22 protein-coding genes and 4 pseudogenes are annotated in these 23,059 nt (G+C 68.1%); 15 read left to right on the forward strand and 11 right to left on the reverse strand.

Annotation, left to right across the window (positions count from 1 at the left end; translation table 11 throughout):
• Positions 1-102 precede the first annotated feature (102 nt).
• Together ACGFIS_RS30465 and ACGFIS_RS30470 are read right to left on the reverse strand one after the other, a co-directional pair.
• Complete coding sequence (locus ACGFIS_RS30465; RefSeq protein ID WP_392910915.1) at positions 103-759, reverse strand: potassium channel family protein; 657 nt, start codon at positions 757-759, stop codon at positions 103-105.
• The gene (locus tag ACGFIS_RS30470; protein ID WP_392910912.1) at positions 752-2,140 is read right to left on the reverse strand and encodes a TrkH family potassium uptake protein; all 1,389 of its coding nucleotides are present in this window, start codon (positions 2,138-2,140) and stop codon (positions 752-754) included. Before ACGFIS_RS30470 ends, ACGFIS_RS30465 begins: the two co-directional genes overlap by 8 nt.
• 193 nt (positions 2,141-2,333) lie before the next feature.
• Here ACGFIS_RS30470 and ACGFIS_RS30475 point away from each other — a divergent pair, with 193 nt between their 5' ends.
• From ACGFIS_RS30475 to ACGFIS_RS30490, 4 genes are all read left to right on the forward strand, one after another.
• A complete protein-coding gene (locus ACGFIS_RS30475; RefSeq protein WP_392973373.1) occupies positions 2,334-2,837 on the forward strand; it encodes a GNAT family N-acetyltransferase in 504 nt (167 codons plus the stop codon).
• Entirely contained in the window at positions 2,834-3,589 is a 756-nt protein-coding gene (locus ACGFIS_RS30480) for a hypothetical protein (RefSeq protein ID WP_392910910.1), read from the forward strand. Before ACGFIS_RS30475 ends, ACGFIS_RS30480 begins: the two co-directional genes overlap by 4 nt.
• A gap of 155 nt (positions 3,590-3,744) precedes the next feature.
• The gene (locus ACGFIS_RS30485; protein ID WP_392910908.1) at positions 3,745-4,395 is read left to right on the forward strand and encodes a hypothetical protein; all 651 of its coding nucleotides are present in this window, start codon (positions 3,745-3,747) and stop codon (positions 4,393-4,395) included.
• Positions 4,382-4,813: a hypothetical protein gene (locus ACGFIS_RS30490; protein ID WP_392910906.1), complete on the forward strand. Its 432-nt coding sequence runs from the start codon at positions 4,382-4,384 to the stop codon at positions 4,811-4,813. The genes ACGFIS_RS30485 and ACGFIS_RS30490 overlap by 14 nt, the downstream gene beginning before the upstream one ends.
• Positions 4,814-4,950: 137 nt before the next feature.
• On the opposite strand, the gene ACGFIS_RS30495 is transcribed toward ACGFIS_RS30490, so the two are convergent.
• Positions 4,951-5,322: a peptidase inhibitor family I36 protein gene (locus tag ACGFIS_RS30495; RefSeq protein WP_392973353.1), complete on the reverse strand. Its 372-nt coding sequence runs from the start codon at positions 5,320-5,322 to the stop codon at positions 4,951-4,953.
• A 274-nt stretch (positions 5,323-5,596) separates the two neighbouring features.
• Between ACGFIS_RS30495 and ACGFIS_RS30500 the strand changes: the two genes are divergently transcribed.
• Both ACGFIS_RS30500 and ACGFIS_RS30505 read left to right on the forward strand, forming a co-directional pair.
• Complete coding sequence (locus tag ACGFIS_RS30500; protein ID WP_392910902.1) at positions 5,597-6,223, forward strand: dihydrofolate reductase family protein; 627 nt, start codon at positions 5,597-5,599, stop codon at positions 6,221-6,223.
• Between the two features lie 304 nt (positions 6,224-6,527).
• Positions 6,528-7,586 (forward strand): WD40 repeat domain-containing protein, encoded by a 1,059-nt coding sequence (locus ACGFIS_RS30505; protein ID WP_392910900.1) that lies wholly within the window; start codon positions 6,528-6,530, stop codon positions 7,584-7,586.
• Positions 7,587-7,621: 35 nt separating this feature from the next.
• Here ACGFIS_RS30505 and ACGFIS_RS30510 read toward each other — a convergent pair.
• A pseudogene (locus tag ACGFIS_RS30510) lies at positions 7,622-7,753 on the reverse strand (IS5/IS1182 family transposase); the annotation flags it as partial.
• Positions 7,754-8,272: 519 nt separating this feature from the next.
• Positions 8,273-8,864 (reverse strand): annotated as a pseudogene (locus ACGFIS_RS30515) (transposase); the annotation flags it as partial.
• A 164-nt stretch (positions 8,865-9,028) separates the two neighbouring features.
• Between ACGFIS_RS30515 and ACGFIS_RS30520 the strand changes: the two are divergent.
• A pseudogene (locus ACGFIS_RS30520) lies at positions 9,029-9,560 on the forward strand (SUKH-4 family immunity protein).
• Between the two features lie 232 nt (positions 9,561-9,792).
• Here the strand turns inward: ACGFIS_RS30520 and ACGFIS_RS30525 are convergent.
• A pseudogene (locus ACGFIS_RS30525) lies at positions 9,793-10,130 on the reverse strand (IS5/IS1182 family transposase); the annotation flags it as partial.
• A 218-nt stretch (positions 10,131-10,348) separates the two neighbouring features.
• Here ACGFIS_RS30525 and ACGFIS_RS30530 point away from each other — a divergent pair.
• Positions 10,349-11,590 carry a DUF222 domain-containing protein gene (locus ACGFIS_RS30530; protein ID WP_392910897.1) on the forward strand — a complete coding sequence of 414 codons (1,242 nt, stop codon included), beginning with the start codon at positions 10,349-10,351 and terminating at the stop codon, positions 11,588-11,590.
• Positions 11,591-11,905: 315 nt separating this feature from the next.
• Here the strand turns inward: ACGFIS_RS30530 and ACGFIS_RS30535 are convergent, their stop codons facing one another.
• Positions 11,906-12,121, reverse strand: coding sequence for a hypothetical protein (locus tag ACGFIS_RS30535; RefSeq protein ID WP_392910895.1), 216 nt, complete (start codon positions 12,119-12,121; stop codon positions 11,906-11,908).
• 430 nt (positions 12,122-12,551) lie between these two features.
• On the opposite strand from ACGFIS_RS30535, the gene ACGFIS_RS30540 reads away from it, so the two are divergent.
• Together ACGFIS_RS30540 and ACGFIS_RS30545 are read left to right on the forward strand one after the other, a co-directional pair.
• Entirely contained in the window at positions 12,552-13,085 is a 534-nt protein-coding gene (locus tag ACGFIS_RS30540) for a DUF5753 domain-containing protein (RefSeq protein ID WP_392973355.1), read from the forward strand.
• Positions 13,082-13,288, forward strand: a complete 207-nt coding sequence (locus tag ACGFIS_RS30545) for a DUF397 domain-containing protein (protein ID WP_392910890.1) — start codon at positions 13,082-13,084, stop codon at positions 13,286-13,288. Before ACGFIS_RS30540 ends, ACGFIS_RS30545 begins: the two co-directional genes overlap by 4 nt.
• A 305-nt stretch (positions 13,289-13,593) precedes the next feature.
• Here the strand turns inward: ACGFIS_RS30545 and ACGFIS_RS30550 are convergent, their stop codons facing one another.
• Positions 13,594-14,469 (reverse strand): metal-dependent hydrolase, encoded by an 876-nt coding sequence (locus ACGFIS_RS30550; protein ID WP_392910888.1) that lies wholly within the window; start codon positions 14,467-14,469, stop codon positions 13,594-13,596.
• 331 nt (positions 14,470-14,800) lie between these two features.
• Here ACGFIS_RS30550 and ACGFIS_RS30555 point away from each other — a divergent pair, with 331 nt between their 5' ends.
• The 4 genes from ACGFIS_RS30555 to ACGFIS_RS30570 all read left to right on the forward strand — a co-directional run bounded on the left by ACGFIS_RS30555 (position 14,801) and on the right by ACGFIS_RS30570 (position 19,436).
• Complete coding sequence (locus ACGFIS_RS30555) at positions 14,801-16,213, forward strand: hypothetical protein (protein WP_392910886.1); 1,413 nt, start codon at positions 14,801-14,803, stop codon at positions 16,211-16,213.
• Between the two features lie 5 nt (positions 16,214-16,218).
• Positions 16,219-16,776, forward strand: a complete 558-nt coding sequence (locus tag ACGFIS_RS30560) for a hypothetical protein (RefSeq protein ID WP_392973357.1) — start codon at positions 16,219-16,221, stop codon at positions 16,774-16,776.
• Positions 16,773-17,606, forward strand: coding sequence for a hypothetical protein (locus tag ACGFIS_RS30565; RefSeq protein WP_392910882.1), 834 nt, complete (start codon positions 16,773-16,775; stop codon positions 17,604-17,606). Before ACGFIS_RS30560 ends, ACGFIS_RS30565 begins: the two co-directional genes overlap by 4 nt.
• Before the next feature lie 321 nt (positions 17,607-17,927).
• Positions 17,928-19,436 (forward strand): B12-binding domain-containing radical SAM protein, encoded by a 1,509-nt coding sequence (locus ACGFIS_RS30570; RefSeq protein ID WP_392910880.1) that lies wholly within the window; start codon positions 17,928-17,930, stop codon positions 19,434-19,436.
• Here the strand turns inward: ACGFIS_RS30570 and ACGFIS_RS30575 are convergent.
• Both ACGFIS_RS30575 and ACGFIS_RS30580 read right to left on the reverse strand, forming a co-directional pair.
• Positions 19,411-20,073, reverse strand: a complete 663-nt coding sequence (locus tag ACGFIS_RS30575) for an HAD family hydrolase (RefSeq protein ID WP_392910877.1) — start codon at positions 20,071-20,073, stop codon at positions 19,411-19,413. The two genes, ACGFIS_RS30570 and ACGFIS_RS30575, sit on opposite strands and share 26 nt — an antisense overlap.
• Before the next feature lie 33 nt (positions 20,074-20,106).
• Entirely contained in the window at positions 20,107-22,335 is a 2,229-nt protein-coding gene (locus ACGFIS_RS30580) for a hypothetical protein (protein ID WP_392910875.1), read from the reverse strand.
• Positions 22,336-22,502: 167 nt separating this feature from the next.
• Between ACGFIS_RS30580 and ACGFIS_RS30585 the strand changes: the two genes are divergently transcribed.
• On the forward strand, positions 22,503-22,667 hold the full coding sequence (locus ACGFIS_RS30585) for a hypothetical protein (protein ID WP_392910873.1): 165 nt from the start codon (positions 22,503-22,505) through the stop codon (positions 22,665-22,667).
• 20 nt (positions 22,668-22,687) lie between these two features.
• Here the strand turns inward: ACGFIS_RS30585 and ACGFIS_RS30590 are convergent, their stop codons facing one another.
• On the reverse strand, positions 22,688-23,050 hold the full coding sequence (locus ACGFIS_RS30590) for a glyoxalase superfamily protein (RefSeq protein WP_392910871.1): 363 nt from the start codon (positions 23,048-23,050) through the stop codon (positions 22,688-22,690).
• Positions 23,051-23,059: the final 9 nt, after the last annotated feature.

Consider the following 23,059-nt stretch of genomic DNA (forward strand, 5'->3'; position numbering starts at 1 on the left):
CCACGCGGGACGGGTGGTATCACCGATGATACCGAGCATGGAATCGCCGGTGTTCGTGGCCGCCGGTCACGTCTGCGCGCCCGTCGGGGTGTGCGGATGTGTTCAGGAGCGTTCGGCGAGGCGTTCGACCTTGTCGATGGGACCGGCGACCAGGATGACGTCGCCGTACTGCAGGATGGTGTCCTGCGTGGCGTAGGTGAACTGCTCGCCGACCGGCTTCACGGACACGACCGTCACGCCGTGCTTGGACCGCAGGCGCGTCTCCCCCAGGGGGACGCCGACGAGCTCCTTCGGCGGGTGGGCCTTGACCAGGGCGAAGTCCTGGTCCACTTCGATGTAGTCGAGCATGCGGCCGCTGACCAGGTGGGCGACGCGTTCGCCCATGTCGTGCTCCGGGAGCACGATGTGATGGGCCCCGATCCGTTCCAGGATGCGTTTGTGCTGGTGGGTGACGGCCTTGGCCCAAATGTTGTCGATCTCCAGCTCCGCCAGAAGCGAGGTCGTCAGGATGCTGGCCTCCAGGTCGCCGCCGATGGCGACCACGGCCCGGTAGAACTCGTCGACCCCGAGTTCACGGAGCGTGTCGATGTCGGTGGCGTCGGCGGCGATGATGTGGGTCAGCCGCCCCGACAGTCCCTGGACGATCTTCGGGCGGTTGTCGATGGCGAGCACCTCGGTGCCGCGCCGGGCCAGTTCCAGGGCGAGCGCGGAGCCGAACCGGCCCATGCCGATCACCACGACGGGGAGGTTCTCAGCCAACGATGGGTCTCTCCTCGGGCAGTTCGTAGCGGCGGGTGCGCTCGCGGAGCGCGAGCGCGGTGGCGAAGGTGAGGGGGCCGATGCGGCCGACGAACATCAGCGCGACCAGGAGCAGGTGCCCGGCGGGCGGCAGCTCGGCGGTGATTCCCGTGGACAGACCCACGGTACCGAACGCCGACACGACCTCGAACAGCACGCGGTCCAGCGTATGGGACGTCATCGCGAGCAGGACGAACGTCCCGGCGGTGACCATGCCGATGCCCAGCAGCACGATCGAGATCGCCTGGCGCTGGGTGCCGTCCGGCAGCCTGCGGTGGCCCACGTTCACGCGAGCCTCGCCGCGCATCTCGGCCCACAGCACGAAACCCAGCAGCCCGAACGTGGTGACCTTGATGCCCCCGGCCGTTCCGGCGCTGCCGCCGCCGATGAACATCAGAACGTCGGTGACCAGCCAGCTCTCGGGGCGCATCTGCGAGGTGTCGACGCTGTTGAGGCCGCCGCTGCGCGGCATCACCGCCATCATGAAACCCGACTGCATCCGGTCGGACCTGGGCAGCGCGCCCAGAGTGCCGGGGTTGTTCCATTCGGCCGCCGACAGCATCAGCGTTCCGCCCACCAGCAGCACCACCGTGGCGGCCACCGTGACGCGCGTGAGCATCGACCAGCCCCGCGGCCGCCGCCACTGCCGGGCCAGCTCGAACACCACCGGGAAGCCGAGCCCGCCGACGATGACCGCCGCGCAGACCGTCAGGATGATCCACGGATCGCCCGCGAACCGGACGAGGCCGTCGGGCCACAGCGCGAACCCGGCGTTGTTGAACGCCGAGACCGCGTGGAACACGCCCAGGTAGGCGGCGCGGCCGGGCGGCTCACCGTAACCGATGAGCAGCCGCCCGGTGAGCACCACCGCCACCACGGCCTCGCTCGCCAGGCTGAAGACGACCACCCGCCGGACGACACGTCGCACATCGGCCATCCGCAGCGTCTTCGTCTCCACCTGGGCCGCCATCCGTGCCCGGAGCCCCAGCCGCCCCGACAGCAGAATCGCGAAGAGGGTCGCCAGCGTCATCAACCCCAGCCCGCCCACCTGGGCCAGCCCCAGAATGACGAGCTCGCCGAACGTCGACCAGTGCGCACCGACATCGTGGACGACCAGACCGGTGACGCACACCGCCGACGTGGCGGTGAACAGCGCGTCCGTGAAGGAGGTCGAACCGGCGTCCGTCGCGGCCACGGGCAGCGACAGCAGCAGCGTGCCCGTGAGGATCGTGACCACGAACCCGGTGACGACGACCTGCGCCGGATGGTGGAAGCGCTCCAGCAGCGCCGTCCCCCACGGCTTCGACCACCGCCCCAGCTCCCGCCGAAACAGCGCGCACACCCCCGCCTCGATTGACCAGCCTGCGACATACCACCACACATCAGGCCGACTGCCATGCCTGATGGCAGAACTGGGATGGTACGGCGTCCGCGCGGCGGCCGGTCCAGGCCCCTCACCACAAGCCTGCGCCCTCAACCTCGGTCGAGGTCAACCCGGACGGGCGCCGGTGACAGCCGGTAGTTTTGGCCGGGTGATGAAAGTCGTAGTCGATGACCTCTCCGGTCCCCGGATCGCCGAGTTCCTGGACGAGCACGTCCGGGAGATGCGGGCCATCACGCCGCTGGAGAGCAAGCACGCCCTCGATCTCGACGGTCTCCGCAGGCCGGAGGTCACGTTCTGGTCGATCATGGACGGTGACGCCGTGGTGGGCTGCGGCGCGCTCCAGCGGCTGGACGCGACCCACGCCGAGCTGAAGTCCATGCGCACGGCCACCGCTCGGAAGCGGAGCGGAATAGCGTCGCTCCTCCTGGAGCACATCCTGACGCAGGCGGCCCTGATGGGCCTCACCCGGCTGAGCCTGGAAACCGGGTCGGCGGAGTTCTTCGCGCCGGCCAGGAGGCTCTACCAGAAGTTCGGATTCGAGTACTGCGAGCCGTTCGGGGACTACAAGCCCGACCCTCACAGCGTCTTCATGACCAGGGAGCTGCAGGAGAACCGGCGCAGGGAGCCGATCATGATCGATACGGTTCCGGGATGAGTGAAGTGACCCCTCGCCATGTCCTGTGCGTTCTCGGCTCCGGTCTCCGCCTCGCGGAGATGGAACGGATCGCCGCCGGCTTCGGCGGATTCGTCCTCGACCACGAGTACTCCGAGGCCGCCCCCGACCCCCGCATGCCGGAGGCGTTCGAGGCCTGCCAGGCGGCGGCGTCGTTCGACGAGGCGGACTGGGATGCGGTGGAGTCCCACGACACCGTCGGCTACCTGCTGTCCGCGCCGATGACCCGGGACCTGGCGGCCGACACCTCGCGGAGACTGCTGGCGGCGACGGCCGCACTGCTGCGCGCCGGTGCCGCCGCGGTGAAGAACGAGAGCAGCGGCATCACGCACGGCCGGGACCGCTGGCTGAGCCTGAACGACCAGGCGTCCGACGCCAAGGACGAGGACCTCGCCGCCGCGCTCACGGCCGCCTGGGTGAAGCGTCCCATCTACGACGGCGAGGTCCTCTACAGCTGCGGCATGCACCTGCTCGGCGCGCCCGAGGTGGAGATCGAGGTCGCCGGGGAGCAACTGACCGAGGACGGCGTACCCGACCTGGTCCTGCACCTGGACGCGCTGGCGATCTACCTGCTGACGGACCCCCGCGCCCAGGAGATCGAGGACGGCGCCGGCTTCCGCGTGACCGAGGACGCCCCCCGCCACATCCTCCGCACCGGCCCCTGCACCCGCTACGACGAGGACGACCTGTTCTTCAACCCCTACGGCCACATCCGCTTGACTCAGCCCCAGTAAGGTCCGTTGGTACGGTGTACCGGTAGTCGGTCATGGTCAGGGGCGCTGTGGAAAGTCCGTTGGGCTTTGCGTGGAATCACGAAGACATTGATGATTCACTCGGTGCGCTGACGGCGCACTCGCGGGAGCGAGCCCTCTGGCGATACCGCCGGTCATTGCCCGAGTTCGTGTGGGACGCAGCCCAACTGGAGTGCAACCCCTTCACGTATCCGGAGGTGCAGACCCTCATGGAGGGGGTGACCGTCGGTGGCCGAAAGATCAACGATGAGCGTCAGGTCCTCGCTCTGGCCGATTCGTCACACGAGTTGCTGGATCTTGTCGCCGACGGTGAATTCGTCCTGGACAAGGCGACCTCGGACCGTCTGCATGGGATCATCGCGCGCGATGAGGCACTGGAATCCGGTGCCTTCAGGGGTGAGGGGACGATCATGCTCACGCCCGGCGTGAGCCTTGGGGAGCACGGCCGGTACATGCCCCCCGAGACCGAACCCGGTGGCGCGAACTTGCGGGCCCTCCACGCAGAGGGAGTGGCGTGGCTGAAAGAAGAGCTCGCTGATGTCGCCGCACAGGCCATGGCCTACTTTCTCTTCGCCGCGCTGCGGCAGTTCTACTTCGACGGGAACATACGGACCGGGCGAGCCATGATGAACGGCCATCTGATGATGCACGGAATCGATGCCATCAGTGTTCCGGCGGCTCGGCGGCAGGAGTTCAACACCGAGATGGTCCGCTTCTACCTCGAACGAGATGCGACTCGGATGCTCGCGTTCCTTCTGTCGTGCCATCCCGAGCATGCCGGCTATTGAGATGCCGTCCGGGGGGCGCCGCAAGGACCCGGACGGCCGGCTCGTCGACAGCCTCGGCCGGCACCGCTACCCGATCGCCGTCGACACCGAGCGGGAGTACGCCCCGGCGATGGAGCGCGCACGCCGGGAGCGGGTGACGATGCAGTGGGTGGTGCAGTCCCTCACCCGTGCGTACGGCGCCGGACTGGTGGGACTGGGGTCGCCACCCTCGGGTCCGCCGGGTCGTACGGGCAGGCCGTTCGCCCAGACCCGTCAGTTCTGGTTGCACCGGGGCACCGAGCACGATGCCGCACAAAGACGTGCTGCCGAGCAGGATGGGGTGGCCTTCAGTACCGCCGTCCGGCGCCTGCTTCGAGCCTACGGCGAAGGCGAGATCGACCTTGAGGTCGTCGCAACCGACAGAAGACTCCAGGGTTAGACACGCTCGCAGTGCCATGTCAGCACGTGGCCTGTGTGAGCCCCGGCAGCCGGGTTCACCGGGTGAGGCCGGCGGCGGCTTCCGTGCCAAGCCGCCGCACCCGGCCGACCCCGCCATGATCACGACTGCGGGCGGTCTCACCAAGCGGACATGACGCTGAGGCCGTCGGCGGGCAGGGACGGGAGTGCCTGTCCACGCGTCACCGAGCCGAGCGGCTTGCCCGTGCAGTTCTGGCCCGAATACACCAGCAGGACGACGGGGTAGCCCACGCCGCCCCCGAAGGTGTTGGCGACGGACCGCAGTGGGAACGGCGAGTCGAAGCATCCGCCTCCCGGCCGGAACGTCGTGACCTTGCCCATGAACCCGGCCTCCGACCATCCGCACAGCGAAGCGTCCGGGCAGTCCCAGGGTTCCTGTGGGGTCGACGCGGACGCCACCGACACCGGCAACACCGCCGTCACCGCCGCCACCGATGCGATCAGCGATGCGCGAGCCAAGGTTCGCCACATGGGTGCACTCCTCCGTAGGCGTCAAGGCCCACAGGCTGACTCAGAACGCGAACACGGTCCAGAAGGTTGTGAAAGTTTTCATGGTCTTGGAAACATCCGGGGGCGGTGTCGAATTCGGGCCGAGCCGTTCGTAGCAGGAGTGAGAGGCCGCCCACGAGGGCGGCTCAACCACAGGAGGTTCGGCCGGACGGACTCTGCTGCGACCGGTGGGACCGGCGCCGCGGTCACGTCGGACCGGACGACGGCGATACCCAGCGAGAACGGAGCCGCGACCATGAAACTGACGACCATCACGAACATCTCCGTCGACGGAGTGATGCAGGGACTCGGCGGGGCGGACGAGGACCTTCGGGGCGGGTTCGAGCGCGGCGGATGGGCCTTGCCGCTGTTCGACGACGAGGCCGAGACGTTCCTCGGCCGGGTCTACCAGCGCGCCGACGCCTTCCTGTTCGGCCGGAAGACCTACGAGATCTTCGCCGACTCCTGGGGAACCGGCTCCTGGGGGGCCGATCAGGGCGACAACCCGATCTCCGTGGCGTTGAACGCGCGGCCCAAGTACGTGGCATCGACGACGCTCACCGACCCGCAATGGGCGGACACGACCGTCCTGTCCGGTGACGTCGTGGCCGCCATCCGCGAACTGAAGGCCAAGCCGGGGGGCGAACTGCAGGTGCACGGCAGCGGCGACCTGGTCCGCCGGCTGTTCGACCACCGGCTCGTCGACGAGATCATCCTGCTCACCTATCCCGTGGTCGTCGGCCAGGGCACGCGGCTGTTCCCCGACGCCGGCCCGGACACGGCACTCGACCTGGTCGACTCGCGAGTCACCTCGAACGGCGTGACGGTCCAGGTGTACCGGCCCAGCGGGCGCCCGCGGTACGCACCCGCCACCACGACGTAGGTGCGGCAGTCAGCGGGAGCGGACCGGTATCGGCCACGGAACGAGCAGAGCGCCTCGGCGGAGATGAGCGCCTGGCCGAACTGTGGCTGAACGGCTCGGTGCCCTTGCCGCGCTTGACAGTGGACGAGTTCGTTGCCCGGCCCGAGCAGGTCGGAAGGGCTCGAAGCCGTTGGCGCGCTTTCACCTTTCTGGCGGGCATTGTTCTGAGAACTCGCGCGGATAGGCGGCTTGACGCCGCCCGTACCGGTGTGCCGAGCAGACCGTTGGCGAGCCGAGCGTCAGAGGGGGCTGGCAGGGTGTCGGTATGTCGGTTCACTCCTCCTTGCTCTCCAGTCAGCCTCCGTCCCCCCACCACATCATCGATTTCGACCTTGTCACCCTCGACGGTCGGCTGATCCTCGTCGGCAGCCCCGACAGAGACCGGCTTGCGTGCACCTGGGATCCCGCCAGCCATCGCTGGACACAGTACGAGCTCGACATTCCGGACGAGGAATTCCCGTATACGGAGCTCACTTCGATCGGTGCCGCGGTGGTGGACGGTCGGATCGTGATCGGTGGTGGAGGTGACCACCAAGGCTTCGCCATGTGGGACCTGGAAACGGGCAAGGTACGGCTGAGCGCACAAGAGGGCGGTACGTCCTCGGTGGTCAGGGCCGACTTCGGTGACCGCTCGAGGTTGCTCGTGGGATTCACCGGCACGTGGGGCGTGGAGTTGTGGGATCCGTCCGTTGCCGAGCCGGGGGACCGGCATGACGACGATGGCGACCTTGAAGACGAGGACGACGAGGACGATTCCGTGACAGAGCCGGAGCGGCCTTCGCCTTACGACTCTCTTGTGAACATTGAGGAACTGGAATGCAAGTCGCGCGCCAGTAGCGCTGCCGCGGCGGGACTGTTGGCGGGCCGGCCGGTCGTGGTGGCCGGTGGCCGGGACGGTGGCGTGCTCGTGTGGGATATCGAGGAAGAGCGGCACCTCGCCGAATTCGACGACCTAGACGAGACGTCCACCGAGTTCGCCCTGGCCTCGGTGGACGGTCGTATACAGGTCCTCGCAGCGGGAGGGCAAAGCCTCGTGCTGGGAGACCCCGAATCCAACGAGTGGGGCGAACCCCTCACCGTGCCCGGGGACGAAATCAGCTGCTTGACCGCCGGCACCGTTTACGGTCGTCCGTTCGCCGTCACCGGGGCGATGGACGGGACCATCTGCGTGTGGGACCTGGCCGAGCACCGGTTGCTGGGCCAGTCGCTCCGGGGGCACATCAGCGAGGTGCTCGGGCTGCGGGTGGCCTATCTCGACAGCCGCCCCATGATCATCAGTACTGCCCACTGCGACTCAGTCCACCTCTGGGAATTTCCGTTGTAGATGTCATTGTGAGAGTCACGCGGATCCGCGTGCGGTCATGGTCTGCGGGTCGGGCGTTCGTCCCCGCGGCAGGTGGTCCATGCCCGTCGGATCAGGCTGCGCACGGTGATGATCGTGTCGGCGAGATCGAAGAAGGCATCGATGACGTTGACCTGGCGCTCGGAGCAATGTGTCCCTATGGGATTCGTCAAGCGGCCTGGGGCGCCGGTGTGCGTGAGGGCTGGTAGGGCTGTTTGTCGCGGAGCATGGCTTACATCCCCGAGGCCTGACGACTTCGTCCGGGTGGGGGCCGCCGAGACGTCGGCCTGGGGCGCAGCTCGGCCTCGATCACCAAGTGGCCGCCGGGTCAGGAGGAGACGCCGCCCTGGGCGGAGGCCCCACGCTCAGGAGGCATGCCGATCGGGCTGGCGATGGCACCTCGGCTCGCTGCCGTCGGATCTGACAACCGCGTAGGTGCTGCCTGCGAAGAACTCCTCCCGCAACCCGGGCAGCGGGAGCTGTCCCTGCCGCATGAGCCGCGTGTACTCACCTGATGGGAGTTCACTTAGTTGCTTCTGCTCCTGCCGTCGCCTCGCCGGATACGTCTTCTCCCACTCGGCTCGTCGTTGTCTCTCTTTGATGGCGATCTGACGCAGGGTGCGGCGGTATTGGTCGCAGTCGGCATCCTCACCACTGAATGGCGCCGGTGTGCGTGAGGGTTGGTAAGGCTGTTTGTCGCGGAGCATGGCGAAGATGACGTCGGAGCGGCGGCGGGCCAGGCAGATGAGGGCGGCGTTGTGTTTCTTGCCCTCGGCTCTCTTTCCGGTTGTAGTACGCCCTGCTCAGCGGGTCGGAGAGCGAGGCGAACGCGGACAGGAACATGGCTCGTTTGAGGTTCTTGTTGCCGCCTTTGGGTGGGTGTTCGCCTTTGATGGAGGAGCCGGAGCGGCGGGTGACGGGGGCCAGGCCTGCGTAGGCGGCCAGGTGGCCGGGGGTGGGGGAGGCGGAGATGTCGCCGATCTCCAGCAGGATTCGTGCGCTGGTCCTGATCCCGAGGCCGGGCATCGAGATCAGGACCTTGGCGAGAGGGTGCGTATCGAGGATCTCCTCCACTTCGGTGGCGACCTGTTTGCGCTGGTCATGGACCGATCGCAGCGACCGGGCGAGGTGTGGCAGAACGGTCGCGGCCGCGGTGGTGCCGGGGACGACGACGGTCTGGGCGTCCAGCGCGGCCTTGACCGCCTCGACCAGGCGGCCGGCCATGCGCGGCGCGAGGGGCTTGGTGGTGGCCAGCAGTTGGTCGGCGGTGGCGGCGTCAACGCGATCCCTGAGGAAGTTGCTACCGCCAGCGACGATCTGTTCAATAATGTGATCTTGAATCCCGGTGATGCCGTTTCGGGCGGACACCGCCAGATCGCCAGATCGCCAGACGTGCAACGAGCCAGGACGGGTGAGGACGGAAGATGGTCTCGTATTTTGATCTTGTCAGGACGTTTGGCCAGGCCAACGTCACATCGGCGGATTACGATCAGCTTCGCCAGGTGGGAGTGGATCCGGACGCCGCGCGGGTGCTCGCTGATGTCGGCCTCCCCAAACAGGTTTCACCCATTTTCAACACTTGGGTGAAGGGCGAGCCGCAGACCTTCTCCGTCCATGACTACCTTGCCGGTGACCACGGCCAGACTCCTCGTGATCGGTGGTGCCGGCGATGATGAGCACGTGCGGTACTTCCTCGACTTTCGCAACTGGTTCGTCGGGATGTTCGCCCTCGCCGAGGGTGACCCGCGAATGGAGACCATCAACAGCTCGGTCCATGACTTCATCGAGTTCCTCTACCAGTGCGGCGTCTACCAGACAAAGAGCAGCAACGCGGACGGTGAGGAACGCCGGGCGCTGGCCGAGGAAGCCCGGTCACGCCTGACGGCACAGGATTCCCCGGCGCTCGAAGTGCCCGACAGTTGGTGGTCCATCACCCTGAACAAGATTCTGACCTGACCCGACCGTTCGCAACCCCCCGTCCAAGGGCTCGGCACACCAACCTCAGCTGAACAGACCTACAAGCCCACCCGCTGCGACAGCCATCGCGCTTCGCCTCACGGCAACACCGGCCCACCTCAAGCGCTGACCGGCCAACCAAAGCGCCCACAGCCACAGCAGCTCAGATATCCCTACGAAGGAACTACTCCCTGCGGTGAAAGGCGTTCTGCCAGGCGTGGGTGCGTTCGACAAGGCGGTCCGGGGTGGGGGGCGAGCAGGGGGAGTCGTGGCGGTTGGCGCCGGCCAGGACGCGGCCCAAGGGAATGCCGTATCCGTCCGTCATACCCGAGCGTTCAGGCCCTGTTTGCCGCGGTCGACCGGTGAGCGTCCGGCGACCTCGCCGCGGGGGCTTTCGTAAGAACAGCCGAAGCGCAGCAGTTGCAGCAGCTTGTCGAAGATGATCCGGTCGCCGATCCGCTGACGGTGACAGCCGAGCGGATGGTCCGGGTGGTACACCGGCCGCTCGGGCAGCGGGGCCGCGAACTGGTCCCAGAGCGGCTCAGTCAGCCATGATGGCAGCGCGGGCACGGGTCTCCTCGATGATCACAGAGTGTCGCAACTCCATGATCACCAAGACCCGTGCTCGTTCTGCTGCCGAGGTCTCCCGCCACCTCGATCTGCGTGGCCTCTTAGATGCCTGAATGGGAGTTTTGGACGCTTTTGTTGTCTGTTTGGGTGACAGTAATCTAACCCTCACGAGGCTTATCGTGGTGGCTGCTTCGGGGGCGGTGCGATAGCATTCAAACATGTGTTCGACGGAGAGCTGGGTTGATCGGGCCTCCACCTCAGAATTGGTGGACGTCCTGTCGAAGGTCGCCGCCGAACTCGCCCGGCGTGCGGCACCCGAGTCCCCGGCCGCGTGCCTGGATCTCGCGGAGACCCTGTCGGCCGCCGGTGACATGACCGAGGCGGCCTTGGCCGGATTCATCTCCGTCGTGGACGCCGGCCGTGAGGCGCAGCGGTGGGGTTTCCCTTCCACCCAGTCATGGCTGCGCAACCGGCTCGGCATGCGCGATGCCCGCGCCAAGGAACGGCTTACCCTGGCCCGGCAGCGGCACCGCCTGACCGACGTCACCGGACGGTGGAGCACCGGCGCCCTGTCCTTCGGGTATGCCGCCACCATCGCGGTAGCGGTCGCCAGGCTGGATGACGACGATTGCCGGGCGGCGGAAGAGATCCTGCTCGGCATGGTCGACCAGGACTTCTCTGCCGGGAAGGTGGCCTCCTTCGGGAGCCGGATCCGCGATGTGATCACCGAACGCGACGGCACCGAGACTCCCGATGACGACTCCCGGCGCGGCTATGAGCGGTCCTGGGTCGACTCGACGCGTTCTCTGGACGGTGGTCGGTACATCAAGGGATGGCTGAACGCAGAGGACGCCGCAGTCTGGGAGGGGACGCTCGGGCCGCTGGCCAAGCCCGCCGGGACCGACGACCGCCGCGACCTGTCCGAGCGGACGGCGGCGGCGCTGACGGGCGTCTTGGCCGATGGGCACCGGGCCACCAAGGTCACCGTCATCTGCGACCTGGACACCCTCACCGGCGGGACCACGCCCGGTCACCTCACCGACGGCACCCCCGTTCCCGCCGCACATGCCCGCCGCATCGCTCTCAACGCCGGTGTTTCCCCGCTGCTGCTGGGACGCGGAAGCATCCCGCTCTACTTGGGAAGACGAGTCCGCTTCGCCACCGGCCCCCAGCGGCAGGTGCTGGAGACGCTCTATCCGACCTGTGCGGTCCATGGCTGCGAAGTTCCGGGCACCTCGTGCGAGGTTGACCACGTCCGGGGCTGGGTGCTGGGCTCGTCGACGGACATCGACCAACTGGCCCTGGCGTGTCGCTGGCACAACCAGTTCAAGCACACCCACCCCGATCGGTTGGACATCGAACAGGGGCGGGACGGACGCTACGTCTACCGCCTCCGTCCGTCCGGGACGGGAATGCCCGCAATGATCAGCCGACCGCCACCGTGGGCCCAGGCCGCGTGATCCTCGCATCGCGGCTCCCGAAGTCACCAGCCAAGATCCAAATGGCTGCCGACGCGGGGCTATCAGGCTTGCGGCTTCGCGTCAGACGGCCGATCGAGAATGGACCCGGAGCGGCTGCCGGCCCAGGGGAGGGAACCGTTCGGCGTCCGGCGCATGATCGGGGCACGCAGGCGCCGTGCGCGGCAGCCGCTCCGGGAGATCAGCGGTGTTTACCGACGTAGCCGGAGTCGGCGAGGGCCATGCTGATGAAAAGGATCAGCATCCACACCGAGAGGACGGCCACGAGCGAGGCACCGGTGATCGCCAGCACAAAGATCACAAGGTTTCCTCGATCTTACGCTGGCCGGCGAGGGCCTCGCCGAGCAACTCGTAACTGTCCTCGACGATGGTCGCGCAGAGGCCGTAATAGATTTCCCGCTGCGTAAGCGGACGGCCGAGGCGCGTGGCTATGAGACATTCCATCGTCGGCGGCCGGCGAATGTGCCAGCTCGGGTACTGGTCCTGCAGACGTTCGCGTTCTTGATCGTTCACGGGCGGGGTCCCTGCGAATGGTTCGGCTTTTCGAGGACGAGCCTGGCAGGGGAGGGTTACTGTGAGCTACGAACCGCTCACCCCCCGACGAGCATCCGAACAAGACAGGTGACACCCCCGAACAAGCGGGCCGACACCCGGGAGACACCCGATGGCACCCTCGCGTGACAACAGCCCCTCCGCCTATCAGGAGATGTTCGTCAACGAACTGCGGGCACGACGTGAGGCGTCTGGCCTCTCCCGGAACAAACTCGCGGCCGTGTTGGGCTGCACGCCGCAGTGAATCGCCAAGGTTGAGACCTTCGAGAAGCCTCCGTCCGAGGGCCTCTCCGACGACCTGGACACCTATTTCCAGACCGGCGGCATGTTTCGCCGCACGTGGGAGAAGCACCAGGAGGCGCGGAAGCGTGGGCTGATCCCTACTGGGTTCATGCCGTTGATCAATGCCGAGAAGGAGGCGGCACAGATCAGCGTCTACGAGCCTGTGCTAATCACTGGTCTGTTTCAGACCGAGGAGTACGCCCGATTGGTGTTCAGCCATGGGCTACAGAGGGACAAGCTCGATGAGCTCGTCGCGATCCGCATGGAGCGGCAGGCGGTGCTGACGGCTCCCAATGCGCCCATGGTGTTCCTGTTGATTCGAGAGTCTGCTCTCTGTGACGTCCCATCAGAGGTTCGTCTTGGACAGTGCAAGCGGCTGTTGGAGTTGGCTGAATTGCCAAACATCTCCATCCAAGTACTTCCGGCGTGTGCGTATGTCTTTCAGCCGACTGGATTCCAGATCCTCACCCTCGAAAGGTCAGCAGACGTCGCGTACATTGAGGGCACCGGCCGAAATGGTCAGATGCTCACTGACGTAACAGCGGTCCAGAACCTCACCGTCCTGTTCAATGTGGCAAGATCTGAGGCGTTGTCGGCAACGGAATCCGCTGCACTGATACGGACCATCATGGAGGGCACGTGAGCACCCCCGACCTGTCATCCAGAGACTGGCGCAAGAGCACGTACAGCGACTCCGAAGGGGACAACTGCGTTGAGGTTGCCGGAGTCGCGTCGGTCGTGGCTGTGAGAGATTCGAAGGACCCGGAGGGGCCGAAGCTGGCGTTCGGGCGGGCGGCATTCGGTGCCCTGGCGCGTGACATTCGCGCCGGACGGTACGACCGGTAGCCATAGCCGGCCGGCGTCCCGGCTCCGTGGATCGAAAACGGGTAGTTCTGAGGAGACCCCAGTACCAGACCGACGTGTCGGCGTGCCTGGGCGGGCATCTGCTCGCTGTGCGCGCCAGGGCCGACACAGAGTGACCGGCCCCTACGAGTTCCGGGACGGGTGTGGCCGCCGAGTGCTCCGGTCCCTCCGGTGACGACAACCTTCATGTCGGTCCATGCAACCCACTCCAAGCCCCGCTCGACAAGGGAGGCTGGGCTTCCGGAGTTCTCGCGGTGGGCTGGTTCGGGTGTCGTCGAAGGCCGTTGTCAGGTGAGGCGGTCCAGCAGGGCGCCGTCCGGGCCGAAGAGTTCGGTGCGCCAGCGGGTGAGGATGCCGGCGGCATCGAAGTCGTCGGGGTGGAAGCCGGGGCGCTGGTAGGCGCGGATGCGGGCGCGGACCTTCTCGCTCAGGAACGGCGAGTGGCGCAGGGCGCGCAGGCTGGCGGCGAGGCGCCGCGGGTTGTAGGTGGCCGGGTCCATGAGCATCGACACGATCGTGAAGAAGATCGTCACGCCCAACAGGCCGACGGTCGCCTCGATCATGGTGCGGCGGCGCAGGCGCTCCGAGCCGCCGGCGGCACGGTAGACGTCGAAGGCGACCGACTTGTGCTCCGACTCCTCCAAGGCGTGCCACAGCAGGACGTTGCGGACCTCGGTGTCGCCCAGGAGCGCCTGGGCGCGCGGGTCGGTGAGCAGGCACTCGGCGAGCGTCGCGGTGTAGTGCTCCAGGGCCGCGGTGTGGCCGAGTGCGGCACGCGGCGGCATGAGCCGCAGGCCGAGCCCGGTGCTGCGCTTGACGAAGGCGTCCACCCAATGGGTGGGGTAGCCCATCCTGCGCAGTTGCCCGTTGAGGGTGTCGTGCTCGCGGCCGTGCACCACCTCCTGGCCGATGAACGCCTTGACCTGCCGCTTCAGTTCCGGGTCGGTGATCTGTCCGGAGCAGGCGCGGACGGAGCGGATGAAGAAGTCCTCACCCCTCGGGAACGTCGCTGAGAGCACGGCCACGACGTGGCTCAAGATCAGATCGTCGTCGGCGTAGTGGCGGCGCATCGCCCCTTTCGGGTAGGTGAACCGCAGACGGCGCACCTTCATGGTCCTGGCGGGCACGGGCCGCGCGGGGGCGGGGCGTTCAGGAGCGGTCATGCAAACCTCGCCTCGGGTCGGTGGCCGTCCACTGCCGTTGCTGGATGGTCAGTCCAATAATCACCCGGGCGCTCACTTCGCCGCAACCCGGCGACGGCACCGCCGAACGAGCCGGAAGCCGCCCGGGAACAGGCCGAGACTTCGGCTTCCGCCGCTTGCTCACCGAGGCAACGTTTTTCAAGATCAAATTGTGCCGGATCCCAAACCCGGGGTGTTTTGACCCGGCTGTAGGAGCCTGGGAAAAGGGCCGGAATGGGGCCCCTTGTTCTCGGGTGCCACATTGGGTCCGGGGGCCCTCGTGCTGCCGCGGAAGCGCGGCCACGCTTCCCTCATGTTGCAGCGCACCAGGGGTTTTGGCCGCGTCGCCGACCGTGGGGCGAGCGCCGCGGAGTACGGCGCCGTGCTGTTGGTGGCGGCCGTGGTGGTCGGGGTTCTGGTCAGCTCACCCGTCATGGACACGGCGTCCAGCAGAATCGGGGACGCGCTCTGCAAGCTGTTCGGTGGAGAGTGCGAGTCCGGCACGCCTTCCGGCCCCCCGGCGCTGAGCGCATGCACCGTCCACCAGGGCATCGACCAGACGACCACGGGCCGGAAGGTCATCCTGTTCGGCGACCAGGATTCGCACAGCGCGCAGGTGGACAGCAACGCGGACGGGTCGATCGTGGTCACCACCAGCAACTCGTCGGGCTCGGGCATCGACCTCGAGGCCGGTCTGGGCGGCCGGGTCGGCGGCACCGGCTGGGGGGTCAGCGTCGGCGGGGGCGTGCTGTGGACGGGAGAGAACCAGCAGCAGGTCACCGTCCAGAACCAGGAGGAGCTGGAGGAGTACCAGGGACGGCTGCAACGCCGGGGCACCGATCTGATCGAGGAGCACGGCGGGATCTGGGAGATGCTGGACGACGAGGACGCCATGGCCGAGCTCGAGGAGATGCCGCTCCAGATCGCCGAGGAGATGGACCTCCCCGCGATGATCATCAATGCGGACGGCACCAACGCGTTCGTCGAGGTCGACGGGTCGGTGGGCAGCGACGTCGGCGACACCGGACTGAGCGGCTCGCTCCGGCATGAGGAGAGCCGGCTGCTCGGCACGTCGGAGTCGATCGAACCCGGCGGGGAGCGCGTCCACGGCGAGTACTACGCGGCCACCGACACCGACACCGCGCGGCTCGGCGTGGAGCTGACGCCCAGTCCCGTCCTGGGCGCGGGCCGGGAGATCTCCTACGAACGGGTCGGCGGCAACGTGATCCATGTCGAGTACGACGAGAACGGCGACCCGAAGAAGATCACCGCGGTCAACACCAGCGAATGGCGTTTCGGGGCGGGCGGATCGCTGCAGCTGGGGTTCGAGACGGACCGCGGAGGCGGCGGGGCGGGCGGTGGCGTGATGGTCGAGAACGGCGACGTCACCGTTAACACGACGACCATCGAGATTCCGCCGGATCAGCGCGGCGAGGTCGCGGACGAACTGAGGGGCATTTTCGACGACGACTTCGCCGGCCGCATCGAAGGGGCCCTCACCATCGAGGAACTCGCGGACGGCCCGAACGTCACGACCACGCAGCAGCTTTACAACGCGACGGGCCACACCGTGCAGGGCGGCGCCGAGTTGGACCTGGTGATCGAATGGTTCGACTTCAACTCCAGCCACAGCGAGCGGAACATGACCCTGGACGAGGCGCACTACGTCGACCCGGCCACCGGTGAGTGGCGGCGATGGTACTCGTGCGAGCGGGGCGGGGACTGAAACCCATGTCGCGACTGATCCCGGCCGTGGCCGCCGTCCTGCTGGTCGCCGTCGCGCCCGGCTGCGGCGGGGAGCGTGAGCTTCCTCCGGTCGATCCCGGCCTGTCCGTCTTCACCGGCAAGGGCTTCACCGTCGGGTATCCGAAGGGCTGGAAGCAGGACCCGGGCAAACGGATCTTCCGCGGCGCCGACTTCGAGGTCCTGCGGCCCGAGCCGCCGCAGCGCCCGCCGCAGGCCTCGTGGTCGGTCTTCACCGAGGAACGGAACCGTTCGATGGGCCGCATGGTGGACGCGTTCGTCGCGCAGAGCAGGACCGCGCGCGACTTCCGCCTTCTGGAGCGCCGGAGGCTCACAATGCAGGACGCCGCCGCGCAGGTGGTCCGCAAGTCCTACACCGCCCCGAGCGGCATGGACGGCTGGACGACGCTTCAGCAGGTGGATCTGTTCGTCGACCTCGGCACCGGGACGGTGGCCGACGTCCGGATGATCGTCATCGCGCCCGGCGCCGATCAGGCCGCGCGGTTGATGGACGGCGTCGCCGGCTCGTTCAGGATCACCGCGTGAAGGGCGGCCCGGCCGCCGCGGTCGTCCTGCTTCTCGCGGTGCTGCTGATGAGCACGCCCACCGGCAGAACCGGCTTCGGTGCGCTCTCGGCCGCGTCCGGGGGACCGTCCGCCTGGACGGCCTCGCTCCTTGCGGCCGCCTGGCTGGCGGCTGCGGCGTTCGGTACCTGGTTCGGGACGGTCCGGACCAGCCGCGGCGAGGGCGCCGAACTCCCGGCGAGCATCTCGGCCGCACTGGCCGCGCTCGCGATCGTGATGGCGGGCCTGCTGATCTTCTTCGTGACGGCGGGCGACTGGCCGGCGGGCAGCGCCCTCCTCGCGATGGCCGCCATCGCGGTGGCGGCGCTCGCCGGGGCCGGCGCCGGCCGGGTGGCGGTGCCGCGGCCGTCCCTCACACCGGTCGTGCCGGCCGCCACCGCGGCGTTGCTGCTCGCTCTCGCCGCCCGGTTCGTGCTGGCCCGGACTCTCGCCCCGGACCTGCTGATCGGTCCCTCCGGCGAGGTGACCGCCGACGCGATCGACGCGCTCGGCGATCTGGAGCGCTGGTCGCTCGTGGCGGCCGGCTGCTCGGCGGGCGTGGCGGGCGTGCTCGGGGCGCGCCTGATGCCGCGCGGCCCCGGTTCGGCGGCCGGCCTGCTTCTGGTGGCGGTGTCCCCGCTGCTGCTGAGGGCCGCCGGCGCCGCCCTGGGGATGCTCTGGGCCGGCACGACGGTCTGGTCGGCCGTACCTGAGCGGGAGTGGATCTACCTCTGCGCCGGCGGTGCCGCCGGCACCCTGGTCGCCGCCCTCGTCCCCGGCCGCCCACGGGAGCCGGGACGCTCTTCCGGGTAGTGGTCATCAGGCCGGTGGGCGCCGGGGCGCGCGGCATGTTCCAGGGCGGCCGTCACGCGGCCACGCGCGATTTCCGCCACGCCGACCGGGCTACGGGGCGCAGTTGACCGATGATGGTGCGCGGGCACATTCGGGTCCGCCCGAAGCGATAGGCGGCGGCCGGAAGTCCGGGCCGCCATGAAGTATGCCTCCGTCCTTTACGGACCTGACCAATGTCTGATTCTGAGTCTCCATAAAGAAGTGAGTATTTATCCATGGTCGTGCATCGCATGCCGCGTTACAGTGCCGGTGTGGCCCCTCGCGGGAGGAAGGTCAAAGATCATGGCTTTCGGCGAAGTGTTCGACGCAATGGTGATCGTGCCGCCGCCCTCGCCGTCGGAAACGAATCCGCCGCTCGGCCCGATGATCTTGGCTCGGGCCGCGGCCGAGCGCGGATTGAGGGTCGAAGTGCGCGACCTCAACATCGAATATCTCCGGCAGTTTACAAAAAGTGCCGGCGGGCGACCCGGGGAAGTCCTCGGCGACCATGGAAAGAATCGTGCCCTGCTGGCGCTCGCGGCGGAGCGGTTCTTCGACAGCACGGGCCTGCGCGCCGAAGAGGCGGTGCACCTTCCCGACACGGCCGACGCCCGTGCGGGAATGCATTTCGGATTCGAGACGCTGTACCGGGCCGCCGAGCGGGCCGCGGCGCCGGGCTCCGGCTGGACGACATGGCTCGACGAACGGATCTTCCGGCGGGTTCGGCAGCCGCCACCGGTCGTCGGCATCTCCATCATGGGGCCGTCCCAGGTCTTCCTCGCGCTGGTCCTCGCCCGGCTGATCCGGCGGCACTGGCCGGGTTCGGTCACCGTTCTGGGCGGCAGCCACGTCACCCTGCTCGCGGAGGAGATGTCCCTGGACCAGCGGTATCTGGAGGAGTTCGTCGACCATGTGCTGCCCGGCCACGCGGAGGAGACCTTCGCCGGGCTCGTGGAGCGGGTCCGCGATGGGTGCCCGCCTGCACCGGGCGTCGCGGCCGCCCCGCCGGCCGGTGAGCCGTTCGGCTACCACCCGCTGGCGGCACCGGGGCAGCTCGCTCTGTACGGGCCGTCAGCGCTGACCATGCCGCTGCAGTTCACGCGCGGCTGCTCCTACGGCCGCTGCACCTACTGCACGTACCCGGTCGTGGAACCCGTCGCGACCCGCCTGGACGCGCCACGGGCCGCTGCCGCGATGGCGGCGCTGGCGGTCGAGCACGGCGTCACCCGGTTCTCGGTGAAGGACTCCCTGTTCACGATTCCGATGATGCTGGATCTCGCCGAGGCGCTGGAGGACGCTGGAGTCCGCGCTCGGTGGAGCGCCACGACCAAGGTCACCCGGAGCCTGGCGATCCACGCCCCGAGGCTGGCGGAGGCGGGACTGGCGACGCTGGAGTTCGGCGTGGAGACCGTCCATCCGGTGGGGCAGCGGCTGTTCGACAAGGTGACGGACCCGGGGGCCGTCGAGGACGTGGTGGCGGCCTGCGTGGACAGCGGCATCGCCATCGTCATCAACCTGATCTTCGGTCTTCCGGGTGAGACGGCCGAGCAGGCGGAGCGGCAGCTGGAGTGGTTCGTGGAGCTGTGCGGCAGGACGCCCGGGATGGTCGATGGTTCGCTGAACCTGCTGGAGATCGTCCGCGGGTCGCCGCTTGCCCTGCGTCCGCCGCCCGGCGTGGAGTTGCGGGGCGTCGCGCCCTGGGCCTACTGCTACGACTGGAACGCCCCCGCGTGGCGTCCGGGGTTCGTGCGCCGCATACGCGAGGTGGAGCTGCGGACGGGCGGTCTCAGACGGCCGTCAGCAGTCTCCTGAGATCCCTGATCCGATGGTCGGCCTCGCACTCACGGAACCGGAACCCCGGGTGGGTGAACAGGTACCGGCTGCCGCCGCCGACCTCCACGAGCCTCATATCGCTCGGCGAATCACCGATGATCACGATGTCGTCGTAGCTGTCGTAGTGGTCGCCGCGGCCGAGGTACTCGGCGAGGACGTGCGCCTTGGTGCGTTCGGCCTCCCGGCTGTGCTGGTCGACCGCGAACGCGGTGCCCTCCGGGAAGAACTCCTCCAGGCCCAGGACCTTCAGAAAGATCGCGAGGGTCGCGGGCCGGGTGTTGGAGATCACGATCTGGTCGTGCCGCCGCCCTATCGCTGCCAGCGTCTCGGCCGCATGAGGGGTCGGCTCGATGCCGTTGCACTGCATATTGGGGTTGCTCTCGGACAATTCGAAGCAGGCTTCCTGGAGTTCGATCGCCAGCGCGTACTCGTCCTCGCCGAGCAGCCAGGTGAAGTACTCGTACCACTTCTTGCCGTAGAGGGCGATGCTGTCGGCGTGGTCGAAGCGCTCGGTGTGGCCGAAGCGTCCGAGGACCTCATTGGAGATGTCGATGACGGCTCGATGATTGCCACGCTCAAGCGTCCCGTGCAGATCCCAGACGAACAACTTTCCCATGAGAACCACCTCGCTTTTGCGCGCGGCGGAGCATCAACGCCACCGGAGTATTTCTATCATCTCCGCCAAGCGAGCCCACAGCGTAGCATCGATCTGTTCGTTATGGAGGGCCTGGTGAAAACTTCGTAGACGTTCGAGTCCCTCTCGGGGGACAGAGAGATCGCGCACGACGAGGACGTCCAGGAAAGTGTAGAGATCGATGCCGATGCGGAGCGTGGACACCTTGTGGGTTGAGGTGGAACGCTCGAATACGTCCATTATTGTGCGGAGCGTGTTGGTGCAAGAGCAGTACGGCGGATTGTCCAGATATGGCGGGCCGTCATCGCGTTCGATGTCGCCGTAGTAATAGAGAACATAACCTCGGCATAGAGCGCGAAAGTCCGGGTCCGCGTCCAGGCGCTCCAGGAACCGCCGGTCGCTGCCGGGGACGCCGCGATGGCAGTGCGCCCAGAGCACCGCGGCCGACAGGAACGGGTCGTCCTCCCGGTCGAGCAGGTCGGCCAGCACCGGCTCACTGTTCGGGACCGCCCTGGAGAGCAGATAGACCAGGAGGTTGCAGATGGCCAGCACCTCCCGGGTGGTGCCCTCCGACCGCGCCACCCGGTACGCCTCCGCGAGCCTCTCCCGCAGGTCGCGCGGCGGAGTCGAGCTGAGCTGGGCGATCAGGTGGTGCCGGATCTCGCGGGTGAGGTCGCGGCGGAACAGCTCATGGATGCTCCCGGCGTCCGGCCCGGCAAGGAGGACGTCGCTGACGTGGGCCGCGACGAGATACTCGAAGAAGGAGTAGTGGAGGAACTCGCCCACCTCGCGATTCCGGACGCTCCGGACGTTGAGGATGAAGTCGAGAAGGCGGCGGGCGCGCCGGGGGTCGAGGGTCGCGGGCAGTGTGCGGACGAGGTCGGCGAGAACGACGGTGTCCCCGGCCATCGCCCCGGACGAGTGCGCCGCCCACGCCGCCGTCTGCCAGGTCACGAGCGCGTCCGATGGCCCTCCGGCGGAGGCGTTCACGGACGCTCCGGCGACGTGGGCGAGCTTTGTCAGGTACTCGCCGTAGAGCGACACGGGGTCGGCCACGTCCTGTGCTCCGGGCTCGCCGATGAAGGTCAGCATGCGGGCGTAGAGCGGTCGCTCCACGAGCCTCCGCAGATCCTCCCGTTCGGAGGTCGCGTGGTAGAGCCGGTCCGGCTCGTCCAGAAGCCCCGTGCCGTGAAGCCGTCCGAGGAACTCGGGGAACTCGACGTCCTGCCGCCAGGGGAGCAGGACGTACACGTCGTCGAACCCGGCGTCGGCCAGCAGCGGCGACCACGCGTGCTCGTACTCGCGGAGCCGGGAGGTGACCAGGGTCGGGCGGCGCCGGAGCATTTCCATGACGTCACGGGCCAGGTCGGAGTGGTCGTCCGCGACCTCGTCCAGGCCGTCCAAGAGAAAGACCGCCTCCGGCAGGTCCTGCAGGTCCGGCCACGCCGGGTCGGCGAGGAGAGCGCGGTGGTCCCTGGCGCGCGCGGGGAAGGGGAGGAGCCCCAGTGCCAGGCTCCGCTGCATCAGCTCGTACAGGGCCACGCTCTTGCCGGCGCCGGGTTCGCCGAGCAGCAGTGCGGACCGCCCTTCACGAAGTCCGCGCAGGACAGGCTCCAGTGTCAGCGCCTGCCCGCTCCACCGGCGCTCGTGGTAGCGGGCCACCCGCGTCTCGACGAGCAGCGAGGCCGAATGCAGCTGATGAAGGCTCATGTCGAGGGGGTAGGCGGTGCGCCGCCGCCCCAGGCTGCGCACGAGCTCGGCGGAGAGCGCGGCGACCCTGCCGTCGGGAGCCGCGTCCGCCGCGGCATCGGACGCGTCGGCCGGAACGTCCTCAGCGTGCCCGGGGACACTCCGCCCCAAAGCCAGGACGATCTTGGTCAGATCACGGACCAGCGGTTCCTTGCGGTAGTTCCGCTCCCACGACCAGTGCCGGTTCCGCCGCTTGGCCGCGGCCCGGTGCCGCTCGGTGACCGGGCGGCCCGACCACTCGCCGATGCCGAGGAGCATGCGTGCGACGACCCTGTCGTCGGCGCGCAGCCGGGTCTCGACGGTCTCTTCGAGGACGGCGATGAGCGCCTCGGCGCGGTGGTTGCGCGCCGCGCCGCCGCCGGTGCGGGCCCGCACCGCGGGGTGATCCAGAAGGGGTGACGCCTCCAGGTCCGCTCCATAGAGGCCGGGTGTGATCAGCGCCCGCAGAGCGGTCACCCAGCGCTCCACGGGGTCGGGGGTCAGCGCAGCACTCATCGAAGGTCTCGCAATCGCCTCCCCGCGATGCTAGGCACGGCCGCCGCCCGGAAATGAGGCCCTCGACGCATGTCGACGCATCTTCCCGGGTTTGGGCGTCAATGGTGCGGCACGCGACGCGGACAACCCGGAACCCTCGGGGTATCACCACGCCCCGAAGGAGTGGCATGTCGATGGACTGGCAGCTCGTCCACACGGTCATCAGTGACGCGATGCCGCTTGTCGCGGCGTTCCTGTCCGCCTGGCTCACCCGCGGCCGCCGGCCCCCGCGCCCGCCGGGAACCTCCGACCCCCTGGAGGACCCGGACGTTGCCGAGGGCCGCGACCCCTGACACCGCCCACGCGGACGGTGTTACGGCTGCTGGATGTTCCAGCCGTTGCCGTCCGGGTCCTTGAAGAAGACGAAGCGGCCCCACGGGAACTCGTGCACGTCGCTGACCTCGACTCCCCGTCCGGCCAGTTCGGCGCGGGCGGCGTCGGCGTCCTCGACGACCAGTTGCAGGCCCTGGACAGAGCCCGGGGTCATGTCGGCCCCGAGCCCGGTGCCGATGGAGATCGAGCACGCCGAACCCGGCGGTGTCAGCTGGACGAAGCGGATCTCCTCGTTCACCTGGTGGTCGTGGTCGGCGTTGAAGCCGACCTTCTCGGTGTAGAAGGCCATCGCGCGGTCCACGTCCGAGACGGGCACCGTCACCAGTTCGAGCTTGAAGTCCATGACGTGATC

This window comes from Spirillospora sp. NPDC048824 (genome assembly GCF_043198455.1).
Classification (GTDB): Bacteria; Actinomycetota; Actinomycetes; order Streptosporangiales; family Streptosporangiaceae; genus Spirillospora.

Bases quoted from the DNA above. Each gene is read 5' to 3' on its own strand.
- ACGFIS_RS30475 (WP_392973373.1), top strand. From the start codon at position 2,334: ATGAAAGTCGTAGTCGATGACCTCTCCGGTCCCCGGATCGCCGAGTTC.
- ACGFIS_RS30480 (WP_392910910.1), top strand. From the start codon at position 2,834: ATGAGTGAAGTGACCCCTCGCCATGTCCTGTGCGTTCTCGGCTCCGGT.
- ACGFIS_RS30490 (WP_392910906.1), top strand. From the start codon at position 4,382: ATGCCGGCTATTGAGATGCCGTCCGGGGGGCGCCGCAAGGACCCGGAC.
- ACGFIS_RS30495 (WP_392973353.1), bottom strand. From the start codon at position 5,322: ATGTGGCGAACCTTGGCTCGCGCATCGCTGATCGCATCGGTGGCGGCG.
- ACGFIS_RS30500 (WP_392910902.1), top strand. From the start codon at position 5,597: ATGAAACTGACGACCATCACGAACATCTCCGTCGACGGAGTGATGCAG.
- ACGFIS_RS30505 (WP_392910900.1), top strand. From the start codon at position 6,528: ATGTCGGTTCACTCCTCCTTGCTCTCCAGTCAGCCTCCGTCCCCCCAC.
- ACGFIS_RS30530 (WP_392910897.1), top strand. From the start codon at position 10,349: ATGTGTTCGACGGAGAGCTGGGTTGATCGGGCCTCCACCTCAGAATTG.
- ACGFIS_RS30540 (WP_392973355.1), top strand. From the start codon at position 12,552: ATGCCGTTGATCAATGCCGAGAAGGAGGCGGCACAGATCAGCGTCTAC.
- ACGFIS_RS30550 (WP_392910888.1), bottom strand. From the start codon at position 14,469: ATGACCGCTCCTGAACGCCCCGCCCCCGCGCGGCCCGTGCCCGCCAGG.
- ACGFIS_RS30555 (WP_392910886.1), top strand. From the start codon at position 14,801: ATGTTGCAGCGCACCAGGGGTTTTGGCCGCGTCGCCGACCGTGGGGCG.
- ACGFIS_RS30560 (WP_392973357.1), top strand. From the start codon at position 16,219: ATGTCGCGACTGATCCCGGCCGTGGCCGCCGTCCTGCTGGTCGCCGTC.
- ACGFIS_RS30570 (WP_392910880.1), top strand. From the start codon at position 17,928: ATGGCTTTCGGCGAAGTGTTCGACGCAATGGTGATCGTGCCGCCGCCC.
- ACGFIS_RS30575 (WP_392910877.1), bottom strand. From the start codon at position 20,073: ATGGGAAAGTTGTTCGTCTGGGATCTGCACGGGACGCTTGAGCGTGGC.
- ACGFIS_RS30580 (WP_392910875.1), bottom strand. From the start codon at position 22,335: ATGAGTGCTGCGCTGACCCCCGACCCCGTGGAGCGCTGGGTGACCGCT.
- ACGFIS_RS30585 (WP_392910873.1), top strand. From the start codon at position 22,503: ATGTCGATGGACTGGCAGCTCGTCCACACGGTCATCAGTGACGCGATG.
- ACGFIS_RS30590 (WP_392910871.1), bottom strand. From the start codon at position 23,050: ATGGACTTCAAGCTCGAACTGGTGACGGTGCCCGTCTCGGACGTGGAC.